Origin of the sequence: Ruminococcus bovis, from assembly GCF_005601135.1 — a bacterium.
GTDB lineage: Bacteria > Bacillota > Clostridia > Oscillospirales > Acutalibacteraceae > Ruminococcoides > Ruminococcoides bovis.
Map to the genome: position 1 here is coordinate 2,244,586 of NZ_CP039381.1, position 15,496 is coordinate 2,260,081.

The following is a 15,496-nucleotide window of genomic DNA, read 5'->3' on the forward strand; positions in this document are numbered from 1 at the left end:
AAAATAATTATGTTAGATTGGAAATTGGTAAGTATCATTATGTACATTGTTATATATAAAATCATCATAGCTAATAGTGGAATAACTACAAATGCAATAACATTAGAAACTTTCTTCAAGCTATATGTTTTAGCTTTAGTTCGCCACATTATAAATAAAACAACCATTGTAGCTAGATTTGCAAGACAAACAAATAAATATCTAAATAAGCTTGACTTTGTAATTAATTCTTCAAAAGTTACACCGGAAATTATGGATGATGAATAAACAAAACCATAAGATATGATTGTATTTATTAATGATACTATAAATGGAAGTATTAGCTTAATTGCCAACTCACCTTTAAGACAAGTAATACAATATATTTCATATAATATAATTCCTATAAACATATCAAGCATAACAATGTTGGGTTGATTGTATGTAAAATATGTTAGAACTGCAAAATTAAGTGCAATAAATATTGATAAAAGAATTATATTCTTTCTTGTTGAAAACTTACCACCTAAGAATAAGAGAAAGAATCCTACAAAATAAATAGACTGCAATAAATTGACGGTTATTTCAAAAACATAATTAAACATCCCTATCACCTATCCAGTTAAAGAATTCAGTTTTCACTGCTTCTTTGTATTTCTTGTTAAGAGGAACACTAATATTGTTTTTTAATAAAATACTGTTACTGGCTATGTATTGAATATAATTATTATTAACTACATAACCAATGTGAGGCCTAACAAACCCATAGTCACAAATTTTTTTGAATTCTTTATTAATGTTGCTTCTTACTTTATAATCACCATTTTCAGTATGGAAAATCACATAATTATTAATTTTATCCAGGAAAATAATATCATCAACATTTACAGCAACATCTTTTCTACCTGCATGTAAAAAGATAGTATTGTCATCTATTCTTAAAGAATCATTAATATGCTTTATACATTCAGCTACATCAGTTTCCATACTGCTTTTTCTGATAAATGTATAAGGATAACTTTTCAGTGCTTCAAAAACAAGTTCATCATGGCTTGTAACAAATACAAATAAAGGTACTTGAGAATTACCTTTTAATTTATTTATTTTTTCAGCAGTTTCAATACCGTTACAGAAAGGCATTTCAATATCAAGAAAAATTAGATGAAACTGTGAATAGTTAGATAAAATATCCATACCGTTTGAATATTTCTGTAATGAATATTCTATTTTTGACTGATTACAAGTCTTAGCTATAATATTGGATAACTTATTTACAAATACCATATCGTCATCCACAACTGCAATTTTTAGCATTAATCCACCCCTACTTTAATATAACAGATTATACGATTTATTTCAAGAATGTTGAGAAATTATACTTTTAAGAAGTTATTAATTAGTAAAAAACCACAACACTATATTTGTGGTTTTTAGGAAGGTGTTTATTATAAAAATCTAGTTATAAGTAATTTTATTACAATCCCTGTTCAAAGACATAAAGGTAAAGGTCTTCAAGGGTTGGTTTTACAATTTTAGAATAGTGATTTTCAGGAGGGTTATCTGTCACTAATCTAACAACAATCTTTTCACCATTATGATATAGGTTAGAAACTCTGTAATTATCTTGATAATACTTTAGTTCTTCCCTATCAATTTCAACTTCAACTACCTTGTTTTCAATTTCACTTACAAGGTTTGGACAAGTATCATGTGACACAAGTTTGCCTTGCTTTAGTAGGATAATTTCCTTGGCAATAAATTCAATGTCAGATACAACATGAGTTGAAATCAAAACAATTTTATCTTCAGCTATTTCACTGATAAAGTTACGAATTCTAATTCTTTCCTTAGGGTCAAGACCGGCAGTAGGTTCATCAAGAATAAGAATTTTAGGGTCATTAAGTAACGCTTGAGCAATTAATGCTCTTTGTTTCATACCACCGGAAAAGCCACCTAGGTTTTGTGTGCTGAATCGGTCAAATTAACAGTATCAAGAAGTGAAGCGATTTTGAACAAGTCCGTAAAAAATGGACAATAGAAAAAGCACCCTCTTGATGTAAAATATACATTGCTTCTAATGGAATTAGAGGGTATAGATTAGGTATTGTTGTTACGCATGACGGAAAAGTATTTACTTATAAGGCAGGAAATACACCATTTAGTTCTTTAACATTTAGCAAAAGTGTTGACAAATTTAGAGGTGCGCCTTATAATTTAAACGAGTATAGCGCAATTATACAAACATTGAAAGATTTTGAGAAGTTATTTGGAATTTATTGGAGTGAGCGTTTATGATTCATGAAAAGGTGAATTTTGAACATTATTATGATGGTCATTATATTGATTCTGGCAAATCTCGAGAGCAAAGAGAAGAAGATTTAAAGCTATCGCTTGAAGAAGATAAAAAATTGAAAAGTTGGTCAGAAGTAGATTGTTAACTAACATATTAGCACTAACAGAGATAATAGCTGAAGTTTTTTCTATTCCTGAGAATGAATATGCAAAAGATTTAATCAAATTGGTTGGTGAAAGAGAAATATCGGTCAAAGATTACAAAGGCAATATAAGTAATCAAATAGAACGATATATGTTATTAAAGGTGATTAAACAATGATTGAAAATCCCAATGAGTGGTTTTATAATAGTGCTAAATACGCTATTGATAATAAAAATCAAATTCAATACGGTTGTGTTTTTTTACTTAGAAAAGATGCACCTGACAAAGTACAAGAAGATTATAAAAAGTATATTAAACTTATAAAAAAGTCTTTTTTTTCATCGGGAATAGGTGTATTCAAGCCGTATAATTGTAATGGTTTAGTAGGATATAAACTTATAGGCTTTAATGATAATCTTAACGATTTTGAAAAAGAACAAGCTGATATTATGAAAAAACTTATAGATAATGGATGTATTAGCAATGAGCCATTTATTTGAACTACCTTTACAAAGAAATAATTGTAATATTTAGACACTAACTTTTTGTTAGTGCTTTTTTTAATACCGGCTCTGTGTCAATAGTTGGGGTAAATCCACTAAAATGAAATAGATTAGATAGACAAGTGATACATCAAGTAGGCTCTTTTTGTACTGTCCGCATAAACTGGGGCAGTTCATTATGAACCAACTTAATATAGATTTATTTATTTTTTATGATATTAGCTAACAAATATATTCTATCAATGCAGTGTTCAAAGAACTTTTCATATGCACCACATAAACAGTTTAAGGATGGTTCACCATTTATAAATGGCTCTCTCCATCTTCTGCAACCACCACGACATAAATACAAATATTTGCATTTCTTACATTTATCATTTACAGGTAAAGAACAACTTACAAAGCTCTTTGCCTTATCTGACTTAATTAAATTATTGAAATCATCATCAATTGTTCCAAGTTTCCATTCATCTGTACAGTAAAAATCACAAGGATAAATATTACCATTCCCTTCAACTACAAAATAACAATTACATTTACCTGACATACCACAAGATTCAGGCATATATCCGGCAGCCATTTGTACCCAATTAGAGAACATTCTTATATCAATATTACCACCATGCACATAATCATCATATCAAATATCAAACAGTTCACAGAGAAAGCTTCCATATGTATCAGCATCTAAAGACCATTCTGACTTTGTATCACTATCATCAAGACAAGGTATGTATTGTTGAAACTGAAAGCCTTTTTCTTTAAAGAAGTTATAAATATATTTAGTTTTCTTTACAGAATAGGATGTAACAACACTAACAATATTATACTGTACCTTATATTTATTAAAAAGGCTAACAGTATTCATAAGTGTATTGAAAGTTTCTTTACCATTACTATCTACTCTATATTTATTTACATTTCTTGTACCATCAAGGGATAATCCAACTAAAAACTTATTCTCAGCAAAGAATTTTGCCCATTCATCATCAACCAAAGTACCGTTAGTTTGAATTGTATTTTCAATAACTACTTGTTTTTTGTTATATTCTTTTTGAAGTTTTATTAATTCCCGGTAAAAGTCAAGACCTGCTAAAGTAGGTTCTCTACCTTGAAAAACGAAACTACAGTAATCATCAGCATAATTTAGAGCATTAATTACAAGTTTCTTTAATGTTTCATAAGTCATCATACCTAAAAATTCTTCATCTCTTTTAGCAGATAACTTTTTGTAAAAGCAATAACTACAATTGATATTACAAGCTGATGATGCAGATTTAATTAAAATACTTGTTTCGGGCATAACCATTCCTCTTTTCTACTTATTATTGCAATTATAAGTTATTGTAAATGCATATACAATTAGAAATTTTTTATAAATTTTTCATAGTTATTTCGCTCAAATAAAAAATATGTGAAAGTTAATTACTAAAACAACAATATGGCAAAATATTATTGTATAATCTAAATATAATATTTTGTAGATATGTTGGTGTTTTGTATGAAACGCATATTAATAATTTTGATTTCTATATTATTGATACTATCAAGTTGCTTTAGTGCTAATTGTGTTACAAGGACAACTTATAAATTTCTAAATAACAGTAAGTTATATTACTTTGCTGACAGTAAGAATAATTATATTGTTAGTGTAAAAGGTAAAACTGCTATTGTTAATAAAGTCGGTTATGGTTACAGCACAATTAAAACAGAGGCTGAAATTACAAAGTGTAATTTTACCGGTAGTTATTTTCATTTCTTTTCTGATAATATAAAGGGTAAAATAGGTGTTGTAAGGTTTAATTATAATAGTGGTAAGTATGAAACTATAACTATGAATGACGGGACAAAAACAAGGTGGTCTCTTTGTTCTGTAGATAAAGGTAATAACTATTATTTTGTAGATTATTACGATAGAACTTTGCTACATAAATACAGTTCAAAAGGAAATTTAGTGAATACATATCAATTTGATAGTAATATTAATCAAATTGATACGACAAACGGCACTTATCAATTTGTATTAACCTCTTATGGACTGTGTTATATTAAAGGTAATACTATTTATTCAACATCAAATGATTACAACATATTCCCTATGTCAATGGTTAATGATGAATATTATTGTGGTAACGGAAAAGTGTATTCATTATTTAATACCAATGAATATGGTAGTTACAAAGATAACAAGACTGCTTTATTGTCACAAGGAATTGCAAAAGCAAGTGGAAATAAAATTGTATATTCAGATTTTAATAGTTCAACAAATAAAGAATATTCTTTTAATTTTAATATTGATAATTTGTTTGGTTATAAGGATAGAATTATAGTAACCAAAGGAAGCAATATTTATATTGTAAAAACCGGTGAATTAAAAAGTAAAAAGACAAATACACCTAGGACAATTGAAAATAACGATACTAAAACATATGGTATTTATACTAATGCATATACTATAGGTGATAAATACATTACCGGTGTAAGTCCCAACACAACTATTGCAACTTTTAAGAAAAATGTTAGTTATGATGGATATGATGTTGTTTTTATTAAAAATGGCAGTGTAGTTTCAAGTGGTAAAATCGGTACGGGAATGATTGTAAGGTTCACAAGAAATAATGAATTGATTGAGAGAACTTTCATAATTAAAGGTGATGTTAATTGTACAGGTACAGTAAATAGTAAGGATACTAACTCATATATGAATTTTTTACTGGGATTAGAAGGTTTAACTGATGAAGCCATGATAGCATGTGATATAAATAATGATGGCGTACTGGATAACAGTGACCTAGTACTAATGGCAAAATTAAGAGAATAAGAATAAATAATTCAAATTGCGTTAGAAAAAAGAGTTCGACAATTATGCCGAACTCTTTTTTAGAAAAGGAAATATTATCTTGCATGAGACATAATAAGTATGGCCTAACACCACCGTAATTTACATAATCAAATGACTTTTCCATCTTAGCTGAGGCAGAAATATAATGTGAAATAACATTTAAAACAATTTTCGTTACCCTTGCTGGAACACTTTCTTTATCTTTATGTATTTGTTCTATTGTTAGTTCATATTCTGTATCGGCATCAAAATCAAAAGATAAACCTGAATTATTATCAGTCAATATTTTTGATTGGTTGTTAAATGTTATCTTTATTGGGTTTGAATATACTCCAACTTTGCAAGTAATATTTAATTTCATTTTTTGATTATTTACTCCATTTAATTAAAATTTTTAATCTATTATATATATTCATATCCTTGTTTTATAATAGTACAAGTATATTATACTAAACTGAAAATAGAAAAAATATTAGCATTATATATAACAATATACCAAGCTATTGTTACATATTAAACAAAAAGGTCATAGAAAACTATGACCTTAGTTTTATTTATTTAGTTTTCTTTTTATAATATGTGTTACAAAGTTAAATGCAAATATAGCGAATAAACCTATGATAACACCTAAAATTATTGCAGCTAATACATCACTTGGAAAATGAACAAATAAGTATAATCTTGAAAAAGCAATTAAAATGGCAAGAATGATTGCTATTATTCCAAATTTCTTATCAGCATATGTGATTATTACAGCACTTATAGTTGATGCTAAAGTGTGTCCTGACAGAAAAGAATAATCTGTAGGATTGCTGACTAATAAAGGAAAATTGCTTCAATCCAACAAGGTCTTGGTCTAGCTATTAGTGGCTTTAACAGTAAATTACCGATCAATAAACTCATTATCAGTCCTATTGAAAGTATAATTCCGTATTTGCGATATTTCTTAGATATTAAAAATGCAATTGCAACTACTATCCAGATAGCACCACTACTACCCAGTACGGTAATCTTAGGCATAATAAAATCTAAGAAGTTACATTGTAAATTGTTATGTATCCAATGTAGTATAGCAAAGTCTATATTTTGTATTGTATCTAACATTATTTCACCTGATTTCAGTTGTTATTTCACTAAGTTAATTTGTGTTGAAAGAAGTGGTACTTCATCTTTTACAAGCTCTAAACTGTCTAGTAACTTTTCTGTTGAAGAAACAATATACTTACAGTCTATTAAGAATGAACGATTTTCATTCTGATACATTTTGTGATAGAAAGATAGATTAAAACAATAAGTTTTGTATTTATTTTGTGGTTCTTTTAATCCATTAACAAAGTTATGAAATATAGGTTGCAAAAGCATTTCATATTTCATATGTTGTGCCATACCACCGGTGAAGAATTCATTATGTGCAAATGTAAAGCAATCTGCAATATAATGTACTGCTGTACCTAATAAGAACCATTGATATGGTGTTGATATTGTAGTGGAAGAAAGTTTTTCTACGATTCTGTCAATGTGTTTCTTGCAATTTGGAGCATTGTGACCATGAAGTAATTTGTGCTTTATTGAACCTCTGATATATGTAAATGGATTATAGTCAGGTTCAACACATCCAATAAGAAACCACTTTTCTTTTAAAGGTGATAACTTAATCTTCTTCATATTAAGTAGGTATTTACCCAATAATAGATGATCGTCAGTTTTCAATTTAACTCAACATCCTTTCTATAACTCTTTAAGTCATTAAGTGTTAATGACTTATTATGATTAATAGGCTTCCATTCTGATTTAGTAAATGGAGCAATTACAGAAATCGGAATATATGTAATCATAAATATCGGAAATGTAAATGCATACAGAACTTTCTTTATGTTACTACAACAAATTTTTTTCCACTCTGTAATGGTTGTGATAGTACCAATAAAGAACATTGTTAAATACAAATTCATTGCACTTTGTCCAAGTGATTATAAGATTGTTGATACGCTATCACTTCTAATTATACTAACTACTATAGCTAATATATTAACTATTATGCTAACCCATGAAAGTACAGTAGCCGGTGTAATATTCATCAACATATCAAAGGCTGAGAATTTACCTTTTAAAGTACATTAAAAAGTCTTTTTCCATACTTACCTAGGACTTGTAAATAGCCTTTAGACCATCTTAATCTTTGTGATACTGACTGTTTAAAACTAGTAGGTTGTTCATCATAAAATATAGCCTTAGGGCAATAACCAATCTTTCGGTTATTTACAATACAATCAGCAGTAAACTCAATATCTTCAGTAAGTAGATGGAAATTCCAACCACCACATTCTTCAAGAACTTTGCTTGAAAATAAAAATCCTGTACCTGATACACCACAACTACTGCCAATTTTCCATCTAGGCTGATTTAGATACATGGCTTCTATCAATAACCACAAACTATATCCAGAGGAAATCCAGTTATCACCATAGTTTTTAGTGTTTCTGTAGCTGGTAATTACTTGATAGCCATTGTTAAAGGTTTTATTGATTTCACTAACATAATTACTATCAACTATATTATCGTAATCAAAAATAATAAAGGCATCCGGCATTGTACTTTCTTCTTTGATTTATTAAGCAAAAAGTTTAGAGCATATCCTTTTCCTATTTTTGATGTGTTGTCTCTTTCATAAACAATAGCACCATGCTCTTTAGCTACTGATGAAGTATTGTCAGTACAATTATCAGCTACTACATATATACTGATTAATTCACTTGGATAGTTCTGATTTTTCAGACTATCTATTAAATTGCCAATAACATTTTCTTCATTTCTGGTAGCAATTAATATTCCATAGGAATTATTTTCCTTGATTCTTCTGCTTTTCTTATGTACAAATAAAGAAATAGGAATATACAAGAATTGATAAGCATAACAAATAAATAATAAAAGCATAATGGAATAGTTAATCATATTGATTGTATCCATAATACCACCTACCTTAATAAATTAATATATACTGTACAAAAATTCTACTAGTAGTTTTTGTAAGTTCTTTATTTTCTTTTTCATTCATTTACTTATACGCAGGTTTATCAGAAAAGTTGGTAAAAAATTGACTTTAGTTTCCTAAAGCCAATTTTCATAATATTAATTTATCTTGTTACCGCATTTAGAGCAGAAACAATCTTTAGAATTTAATTTATTGCCACATTTACTACAAGCCTTTCCAAGTTTGTTACCACAATAATTACAGAATAAATGTGACTGACTTTGTGATGCACCACATTTATCACAAGTAACATTACCTTTCTTGTAAATTAGGTAAACAATCAAGCCGATTACATTTGTAAATAATCCGATTAGTCCCCAAAGTACAGGATAAAGTTTTGACTTATAAGCATCTTTATACATCCATAGTGCAATTAGTACCCAATAGATACAAACAATTAAAACTGCAACAACTGCTGAAATTTTTAGTACCAGCATTCCATTAGGTACAGCAGTAGGTTTGCTAATTACATACACTTTACTGTCACTATGATGGCTATTAATGCAACTTAACATATATACATTACTGTTAGATAGATTCTTACTAAAGAAATGGTCACTATCGTAATCTTTATTGATTTGGTCAAAATCTTTGCTGATAATTGAATTTAGCATAAATTCATCATTTTTCACATACTTAAATGTAGTATCCGGAATTTCAGCAGCAGTTAAATATTTTGACTCTTTGTCAATACATTCAAGGTTAACTGATGACTTTGCCAAATTTGAATTTTTAGCTGAATAAGTAACATCATTATTACCGTTAAGTACCAAAATATCAACAATGTCTGATGATGAAGATGAGGTGTTCTTCACTGCATCTTTAATAGCTGATGTATCGTTACTCTTTACTGTATCTTCAAGTTTTGAATACTGATATGCAAAGTTTAGTCTTTCACTAAATACAACACCAACTGTTACACAACAAGCAATCCCAAAAACTAATGCAATAATTATATAGGTAATTGCAACCTTTTTAAAATTAATCTTACTGATAAACTTATCAAACTTTTTCATTCACTATTTCCTCCTCCTTTGTTTTTTCATTTAGTTATACGCAGAGAATTTTAAAAGGTTGGTACAAAATAAAAATTTCTTCTTTAATTTAATCTCAAAACACAAGAAAACCACTAGTAAAAATACTAGTGGTTTAAAAGATTTAAAGTATATTTAACTTTGATTAAATATTTTTCCAAACATTAATAGCAATTTCTTGATTAACATCCATACGACCATAAGGAGCATAAGCATGGGAAGCCTTACAAGTAAACTTTTGGTTTAGCCCTAACTTTGTTGTTCTAAATGTTATATATGCATATGTACCTGTTGATTCATATTTGTAGTCATAGCTAACTGGAGTTAGTTCATTACCTTCACTATCATAATAATAGTAGTGCATTTTTGCAGGTACATACTGTTTGATAGTAAATGTATCACCTAGGTTAACATCTGTGTCACTAATTAAATATGAGCCACCATAGTAGTTCTCACTAAATACATTGACATTTAGTATATTATCCCTTACTTGTACCTCACCTGAATGATAAATATAGCAAGGTGTTAATTTATAAGAACCTTCTTTAGAAAACTTAACAGTATAGTCTGTAAAGTACTTACCATTCTTTCTTGTTGTTACTTCAGAAGTTGGATTGATAACATTATCATTTTCATCTTTAAAGTATACATTGTTATGACTGCTTTCTGTAAATGTAACATAAATATGGAAGTCCTTATTTACATTTGCAGAAGAACTTGGTGTATAAAAATCCATATACTTATGGTTAGTTACAGTGTATTTATTCTTTTCAAAGATAAGTTCCTGACTGGCAGATACTGAAATACCAGACTCACCGGAAGAAGGATACTGATTGTTACCATCAGTGAAAATTACCTTTAGGTTCTTATAACCTGTAACATATAGATAATAATCATCGTCACTATGGTTATTCTTCATTGCAACACCGGGCCAATCCATAAATGATACTACACCATAATCATCTGTGTAATAATAACATCTGATATTTGATGACCAATTACTTGGCTTTTTAAAATAAATATCAATAGTATTATCTGACTTTGCAAAAACCTTATTATCTTTAACACCAACATAACCGTTGCAGTATAAGTCAGATGTTTGATTGTTACCATCTGTAATTACAAAATTACATGATGTAAGATTTTTGTTTTGGTAAGTATAAATGCCTTTTGAAGACTTTTCCATCTTAACACCTGGCCATGAAGTATCATATGACTTAGCATTCCATAGATGGATAGAGATGTTATCTCCCCAATTATCAGGTTTGTAAAAAACAATTTTTACTGTTTCTTCGCTTGTAGTTGTACTTGCACTTGCAGGCACTACTATTGATGTCATAACCATAACAATAGCAAACACAAGTGATAGTGTCGACATAAATTTTTTCATTCTTTTTTCCTCCATTTTCTTGATAAGATTAATCTTTATCATAATTGAATTATATCATAGTAAACTATTTAATTCTATAAGTAAAATGAAAGAAAGTAAATCATATTTTAACAATAAATTGTTCATCATTAACAATGTTACTTCATTAATGTTGATTATGATAATTATACATTATATTGATTTAACTTTAAAGGATAACATTGTAATGTCATAAAACTGATTATTATTACCGGTATAATCAAGTAATGTTTGTTCTATATTTTTATGCAATTCTTTTTGATTGCAATTTTTATATTTATTAAGTGTACTAACTGTTCTATCAAGTCCAAATAGTTCATCATTTTCACCGGTTGCTTCAGCTACACCATCAGTATATAAGAACAGTTCATCACCAATATTAAGCTTTAATGTATATTCTTTAAATGGGACATCTCTAAGTCCACCAAGTACAAAACTGTGTTTGTCCTTATAAATTTCATATTCCCCATTATTTCTCATAATAATAGGATATTCGTGACCCGCATTAACACAAGTTAGTGTTCCGGTAGAAATTTCATAAATTACTAACCAAGCAGTAACAAACATTCTGTCTTTGCTCTCATCACATAATAGATTATTTGAATATTTCATAATTTCTTTTGGTGAATGATATGTTTCGGCATTTAGTTTTAGAATTGTTCTTGACATTGACATAAATAGTGCTGACGGTACAACTTTATCCGATACATCGGCAATTGTAAGTACAAGGTGGTCACTATCAATTAAATAATAATCATAAAAATCGCCACCGACTTCTTTAGCCGGTAACATACTTGCATATATATCAAATTCTTTTCTATCCGGAAATGCAGGAAATTCACTTGGTAGCATATCTAACTGAATTTTTGATGCAAGGTCTAATTCAGTTTTTACTGACGCATTCTTGGTAGAAATAATATCCTGTTCAACAACCATCTCATGACATTTCTTAGAAATCAAAATACAAGCAATACCACAAATAATAATTGCAATCAATACAGGTGCTTGATTTATAGACATATTTTTAATAAAAGATAAAAACTCATCAGGTACTTGTGACAAATAATCTACAGCAATTTTCAATACATTTAATAGAAAGAAGATTACAGAAAATACTGAAGTGAAAAAAGTTAATTTAGGAGAATAGTATCGGCATATAATAATAATTGGGAATATTAAAATAATATTGATATCAATAAGAAAACTCTTAGTCATAAAAAATGTTGCTATTAAACGACAAAAGCCACTAAAAGCAGCGGCTTTGACCAAGCTAATTATCATAGAAAATCTTAATTTACAGAGAAAATTTCACAGACTCAAAAATACTTATTTGCTAATTGCCTTTCTCTTCTTTAGAAAGAATTTCCTTATACACTTGGTTACTGCATTTTCACCATCCGCCTTAAGGTTAATCAAGTCGTATCCTCCAAAAATGAGAGTTAACGCTGAACATAAGGTTAGTTGTTGCATAGGATGAAATCCACCACCATTAACTGCATCAATTAATGTTAGTATGCCAAAAGCTGAACCTCCGATTAAGAAATGAACAATTACTGTTAAAGCGTATTTTTTCATATTTATTACTCCTTTGTTATCTGTTTTTCTATGATTAGATTATACATTTACATAAGAAAAACTTAAATTGTATTTTAATGTTGTTAAAGTTCAAATATGATATTTTTTGTTTTAATTTTAGTTTAATTTAGAATAGATGTGCAAAAGGCTGCACAGTAAAGTGCAGCCTTTTGCATTAGGTAATTTGAGGTCCATTCTTTGAGAAGGAATGGTAAATATGATTTTTGTTTTGAATATAACTCTACACTCAAAACGATATTATATTAAAAACAAATTATTAATTTGTCTTAATATCTAAATTAAACTTCAATTTTCTTAACTGAAGCCATTGTAATGAAGTAAATAACTACAATGTACGCAAGAATAGAAATAGTACATGGAATCATAACACCGGTTGAAGGTGTACCAACTGCTAGTCTTTCAATAGCTGAACCCAACCAAATATAAGAAATATCAAAAGGAAGTTTATCTAAATGTAAATTAGACTCTGCCATCGAAATACCGATTGGTAGTAATATTAAAGCTAAAATTGAAGTTACTTTTTTATAGTCAATTTTTGATAGAATTGATACATCAGTACCCTTACCGATATATTTCTTTATTTCTACATTGTTGCCACTAATTGTGTACTGATAATTGGCGTTTTCTTTGTTACTGTCTTTGCAGTAGTAGCGCTAAAACTTGCTACTGAAAAAGCAGAAACAGACATTATCAATACAAGTAATACTGAAATAACTCTTTTCATTAATATATCTTCTTTTTACACGCATAATATGTATTTACACATAGTAAGTATAATCAATATTTTTAAAACAATCAACCTCTTTGTCATATATGGTCAAATTAATTCATAAGTGGTCTCTAATAATTATCAAAAGAAAAAAGGTCTGTATTTCTACAGACCCATAATTATTTTATTCTCCTAAAATTTTTCTGATTTTAGCAAGTGTATCAATAGTTGTTTTTAAATCTTCACCATCAATATTAGCAATAATTTTGCTATAGGCACTTACTAAACTTTCTTTCTGACTATGCATTTCAGAAACTGCCTTAGTTGTAGGAGTGATATATGTTCTTTCTTTTTTATCATCGGTATGCCATTCTACATAACCTTTTTGCTGAAGTTTTTTTACTGCCTTAGAAATATCAGTAATTGGCATATTCATATATTCAGCTAAATCTGAAAGATAAACACCATCTTCAATTTCTGAATTTTCCATACAATGCTTTATACTATATAAAAATAGATAATCAGCTTTTTCAAAAGTTTTGAATATATTGTCAATATTAATACTCTTTAGAAAGAAATCTTCTTGAATACTACTCAATTACATCTGTCCTCTCTTTTTACATAATCTCTATTTGTTACAAGGCTCTTATATGCAGGTCTGATAATCTTATCAGTTGTTACAAGTTCCTCGATACGGTGAGCACTCCAACCTACTATTCTAGCAATAGCAAATAGTGGTGTGTATAATTCCTTAGGAATACCTAGCATATCGTAAACAAAGCCACTGTAGAAGTCAACATTAGGGCTAACACCCTTGAAAATCTTTCTTTTTTCAGCAATAACCTTTGGTGCTAGTTTTTCAATGTTATTGTATAGAGTCATATCATCATTACGATGCTTTTCTTCTGCAAGTTGTTCAACAAATCTCTTAAATACTTTTTCTCTTGGGTCAGATAAAGAATAAACTGCGTGACCCATACCATAGATAAGACCTTGCTTATCGAATGTTTCTTTATTAAGAATCTTTTTTAGATAATTTTCAATTTCATCTTCATCATAGAAATCAGATACATGATGACGAATATCATCCATCATATTCATAACCATAATGTTAGCACCACCATGCTTCTTACCTTTTAGTGATGACATAGCAGCAGCAATAGCTGAATATGTATCTGAACCTGAAGAAGTAACAACTCTTGTTGTAAATGTTGAGTTATTACCACCACCATGTTCCATATGAAGTAGTAAAGCAATGTCAAGAACTCTAGCTTCAAGCTCAGTATATTTCTGATCAGGTCTAATCATACGAAGAAAGTTCTCAGCAATAGAAAGTTCCGGATCAGGTCTGTGAATATACATACTACCGTTATTTTCATAGTGGTTATATGCGTGATATGCATATGCTGCCATCATTGGGAATGTACTAATAAGCATCATACATTGTCTTAATACATTAGAAAGTTCAAGGTTATCCTTATCTTTATCATATGAAGCTAAAGTAAGAATACTTCTAGTCATAGAGTTCATAATGTCAGCAGTAGGAGCTTTCATAATTACATCACGAGTAAAGTTAGTTGGCAGTTCCATACCATCAGAAAGTGCAATCTTAAATTTACTTAACTGACTTTCTGTTGGAAGTTCACCGAATAATAGAAGATATGCACCTTCTTCAAAAATAAACTTCTTACCTGTAGAGCCATTTACAATATCTTGAACATCGTAACCACGATAAAGAAGTTCACCATCACAAGGTGTCTTTACTCCATCAATATATTTAAAGGCAGTAATTTGAGAAATATTTGTAAGTCCGGTTAGAACACCTTGACCATTTTCATCTCTTAAGCCTTTTTTTACACCATACTCAGCATATAAGCCTTTGTTGATTGAATCATGAGTAACACACAAATCAACATTGCTTTTTGCATAATTAAGTAGCTTATCCATAAATAACTCC

The 15,496-nt window shown here is 28.9% G+C and carries 22 protein-coding genes; 4 read left to right on the forward strand and 18 right to left on the reverse strand.

Features of this window, described 5'->3' with window-relative positions; all coding sequences use genetic code 11:
- Positions 1-9 precede the first annotated feature (9 nt).
- The gene (locus E5Z56_RS11745; protein ID WP_175405471.1) at positions 10-267 is read left to right on the forward strand and encodes a hypothetical protein; all 258 of its coding nucleotides are present in this window, start codon (positions 10-12) and stop codon (positions 265-267) included.
- 309 nt (positions 268-576) lie between these two features.
- Here the strand turns inward: E5Z56_RS11745 and E5Z56_RS10570 are convergent, their stop codons facing one another.
- A complete protein-coding gene (locus E5Z56_RS10570) occupies positions 577-1,293 on the reverse strand; it encodes a LytR/AlgR family response regulator transcription factor (RefSeq protein ID WP_138157759.1) in 717 nt (238 codons plus the stop codon).
- A 160-nt stretch (positions 1,294-1,453) separates the two neighbouring features.
- Complete coding sequence (locus tag E5Z56_RS10575; RefSeq protein WP_138157760.1) at positions 1,454-1,915, reverse strand: ATP-binding cassette domain-containing protein; 462 nt, start codon at positions 1,913-1,915, stop codon at positions 1,454-1,456.
- 355 nt (positions 1,916-2,270) lie between these two features.
- Between E5Z56_RS10575 and E5Z56_RS11750 the strand changes: the two genes are divergently transcribed.
- Both E5Z56_RS11750 and E5Z56_RS10580 read left to right on the forward strand, forming a co-directional pair.
- Positions 2,271-2,417: a hypothetical protein gene (locus E5Z56_RS11750; RefSeq protein WP_175405472.1), complete on the forward strand. Its 147-nt coding sequence runs from the start codon at positions 2,271-2,273 to the stop codon at positions 2,415-2,417.
- Positions 2,418-2,589: 172 nt separating this feature from the next.
- Positions 2,590-2,916: a hypothetical protein gene (locus tag E5Z56_RS10580; RefSeq protein WP_138157761.1), complete on the forward strand. Its 327-nt coding sequence runs from the start codon at positions 2,590-2,592 to the stop codon at positions 2,914-2,916.
- A gap of 202 nt (positions 2,917-3,118) precedes the next feature.
- Here E5Z56_RS10580 and E5Z56_RS10585 read toward each other — a convergent pair whose 3' ends face one another.
- Both E5Z56_RS10585 and E5Z56_RS10590 read right to left on the reverse strand, forming a co-directional pair.
- Positions 3,119-3,547 (reverse strand): SPASM domain-containing protein, encoded by a 429-nt coding sequence (locus E5Z56_RS10585; protein WP_138157762.1) that lies wholly within the window; start codon positions 3,545-3,547, stop codon positions 3,119-3,121.
- A gap of 12 nt (positions 3,548-3,559) precedes the next feature.
- Complete coding sequence (locus tag E5Z56_RS10590; protein ID WP_175405473.1) at positions 3,560-4,222, reverse strand: radical SAM protein; 663 nt, start codon at positions 4,220-4,222, stop codon at positions 3,560-3,562.
- 198 nt (positions 4,223-4,420) lie between these two features.
- On the opposite strand from E5Z56_RS10590, the gene E5Z56_RS10595 reads away from it, so the two are divergent.
- The gene (locus tag E5Z56_RS10595) at positions 4,421-5,740 is read left to right on the forward strand and encodes a dockerin type I repeat-containing protein (protein ID WP_138157764.1); all 1,320 of its coding nucleotides are present in this window, start codon (positions 4,421-4,423) and stop codon (positions 5,738-5,740) included.
- A 571-nt stretch (positions 5,741-6,311) separates the two neighbouring features.
- On the opposite strand, the gene E5Z56_RS11960 is transcribed toward E5Z56_RS10595, so the two are convergent.
- The 14 genes from E5Z56_RS11960 to E5Z56_RS10655 form a co-directional block, all read right to left on the reverse strand.
- Complete coding sequence (locus E5Z56_RS11960; protein WP_332870340.1) at positions 6,312-6,512, reverse strand: phosphatase PAP2 family protein; 201 nt, start codon at positions 6,510-6,512, stop codon at positions 6,312-6,314.
- A gap of 65 nt (positions 6,513-6,577) precedes the next feature.
- On the reverse strand, positions 6,578-6,865 hold the full coding sequence (locus E5Z56_RS11965) for a phosphatase PAP2 family protein (protein WP_232842443.1): 288 nt from the start codon (positions 6,863-6,865) through the stop codon (positions 6,578-6,580).
- A 21-nt stretch (positions 6,866-6,886) separates the two neighbouring features.
- Positions 6,887-7,471 carry a zinc dependent phospholipase C family protein gene (locus E5Z56_RS10605; RefSeq protein WP_138157765.1) on the reverse strand — a complete coding sequence of 195 codons (585 nt, stop codon included), beginning with the start codon at positions 7,469-7,471 and terminating at the stop codon, positions 6,887-6,889.
- On the reverse strand, positions 7,468-7,713 hold the full coding sequence (locus E5Z56_RS10610) for a hypothetical protein (protein ID WP_138157766.1): 246 nt from the start codon (positions 7,711-7,713) through the stop codon (positions 7,468-7,470). Before E5Z56_RS10610 ends, E5Z56_RS10605 begins: the two co-directional genes overlap by 4 nt.
- Before the next feature lie 155 nt (positions 7,714-7,868).
- Positions 7,869-8,351, reverse strand: coding sequence for a glycosyltransferase family 2 protein (locus tag E5Z56_RS10615; RefSeq protein WP_138157767.1), 483 nt, complete (start codon positions 8,349-8,351; stop codon positions 7,869-7,871).
- The gene (locus tag E5Z56_RS10620) at positions 8,312-8,728 is read right to left on the reverse strand and encodes a glycosyltransferase family 2 protein (RefSeq protein WP_138157768.1); all 417 of its coding nucleotides are present in this window, start codon (positions 8,726-8,728) and stop codon (positions 8,312-8,314) included. Before E5Z56_RS10620 ends, E5Z56_RS10615 begins: the two co-directional genes overlap by 40 nt.
- 162 nt (positions 8,729-8,890) lie before the next feature.
- The gene (locus E5Z56_RS10625) at positions 8,891-9,808 is read right to left on the reverse strand and encodes a zinc ribbon domain-containing protein (RefSeq protein ID WP_138157769.1); all 918 of its coding nucleotides are present in this window, start codon (positions 9,806-9,808) and stop codon (positions 8,891-8,893) included.
- Positions 9,809-9,971: 163 nt separating this feature from the next.
- The gene (locus tag E5Z56_RS10630) at positions 9,972-11,216 is read right to left on the reverse strand and encodes a starch-binding protein (protein WP_175405474.1); all 1,245 of its coding nucleotides are present in this window, start codon (positions 11,214-11,216) and stop codon (positions 9,972-9,974) included.
- Between the two features lie 171 nt (positions 11,217-11,387).
- Entirely contained in the window at positions 11,388-12,296 is a 909-nt protein-coding gene (locus E5Z56_RS10635) for a PP2C family protein-serine/threonine phosphatase (protein ID WP_175405475.1), read from the reverse strand.
- 264 nt (positions 12,297-12,560) lie between these two features.
- Positions 12,561-12,809, reverse strand: a complete 249-nt coding sequence (locus E5Z56_RS10640; protein ID WP_138157772.1) for a hypothetical protein — start codon at positions 12,807-12,809, stop codon at positions 12,561-12,563.
- Positions 12,810-13,108: 299 nt separating this feature from the next.
- Positions 13,109-13,303, reverse strand: coding sequence for a hypothetical protein (locus E5Z56_RS10645; RefSeq protein WP_138157773.1), 195 nt, complete (start codon positions 13,301-13,303; stop codon positions 13,109-13,111).
- A 110-nt stretch (positions 13,304-13,413) separates the two neighbouring features.
- Complete coding sequence (locus E5Z56_RS11755; RefSeq protein WP_175405476.1) at positions 13,414-13,554, reverse strand: hypothetical protein; 141 nt, start codon at positions 13,552-13,554, stop codon at positions 13,414-13,416.
- A gap of 169 nt (positions 13,555-13,723) precedes the next feature.
- Positions 13,724-14,137: a MarR family winged helix-turn-helix transcriptional regulator gene (locus tag E5Z56_RS10650; RefSeq protein WP_232842444.1), complete on the reverse strand. Its 414-nt coding sequence runs from the start codon at positions 14,135-14,137 to the stop codon at positions 13,724-13,726.
- Entirely contained in the window at positions 14,134-15,486 is a 1,353-nt protein-coding gene (locus tag E5Z56_RS10655; RefSeq protein ID WP_138157774.1) for a citrate/2-methylcitrate synthase, read from the reverse strand. Before E5Z56_RS10655 ends, E5Z56_RS10650 begins: the two co-directional genes overlap by 4 nt.
- Between the last annotated feature and the right edge of the window lie 10 nt (positions 15,487-15,496).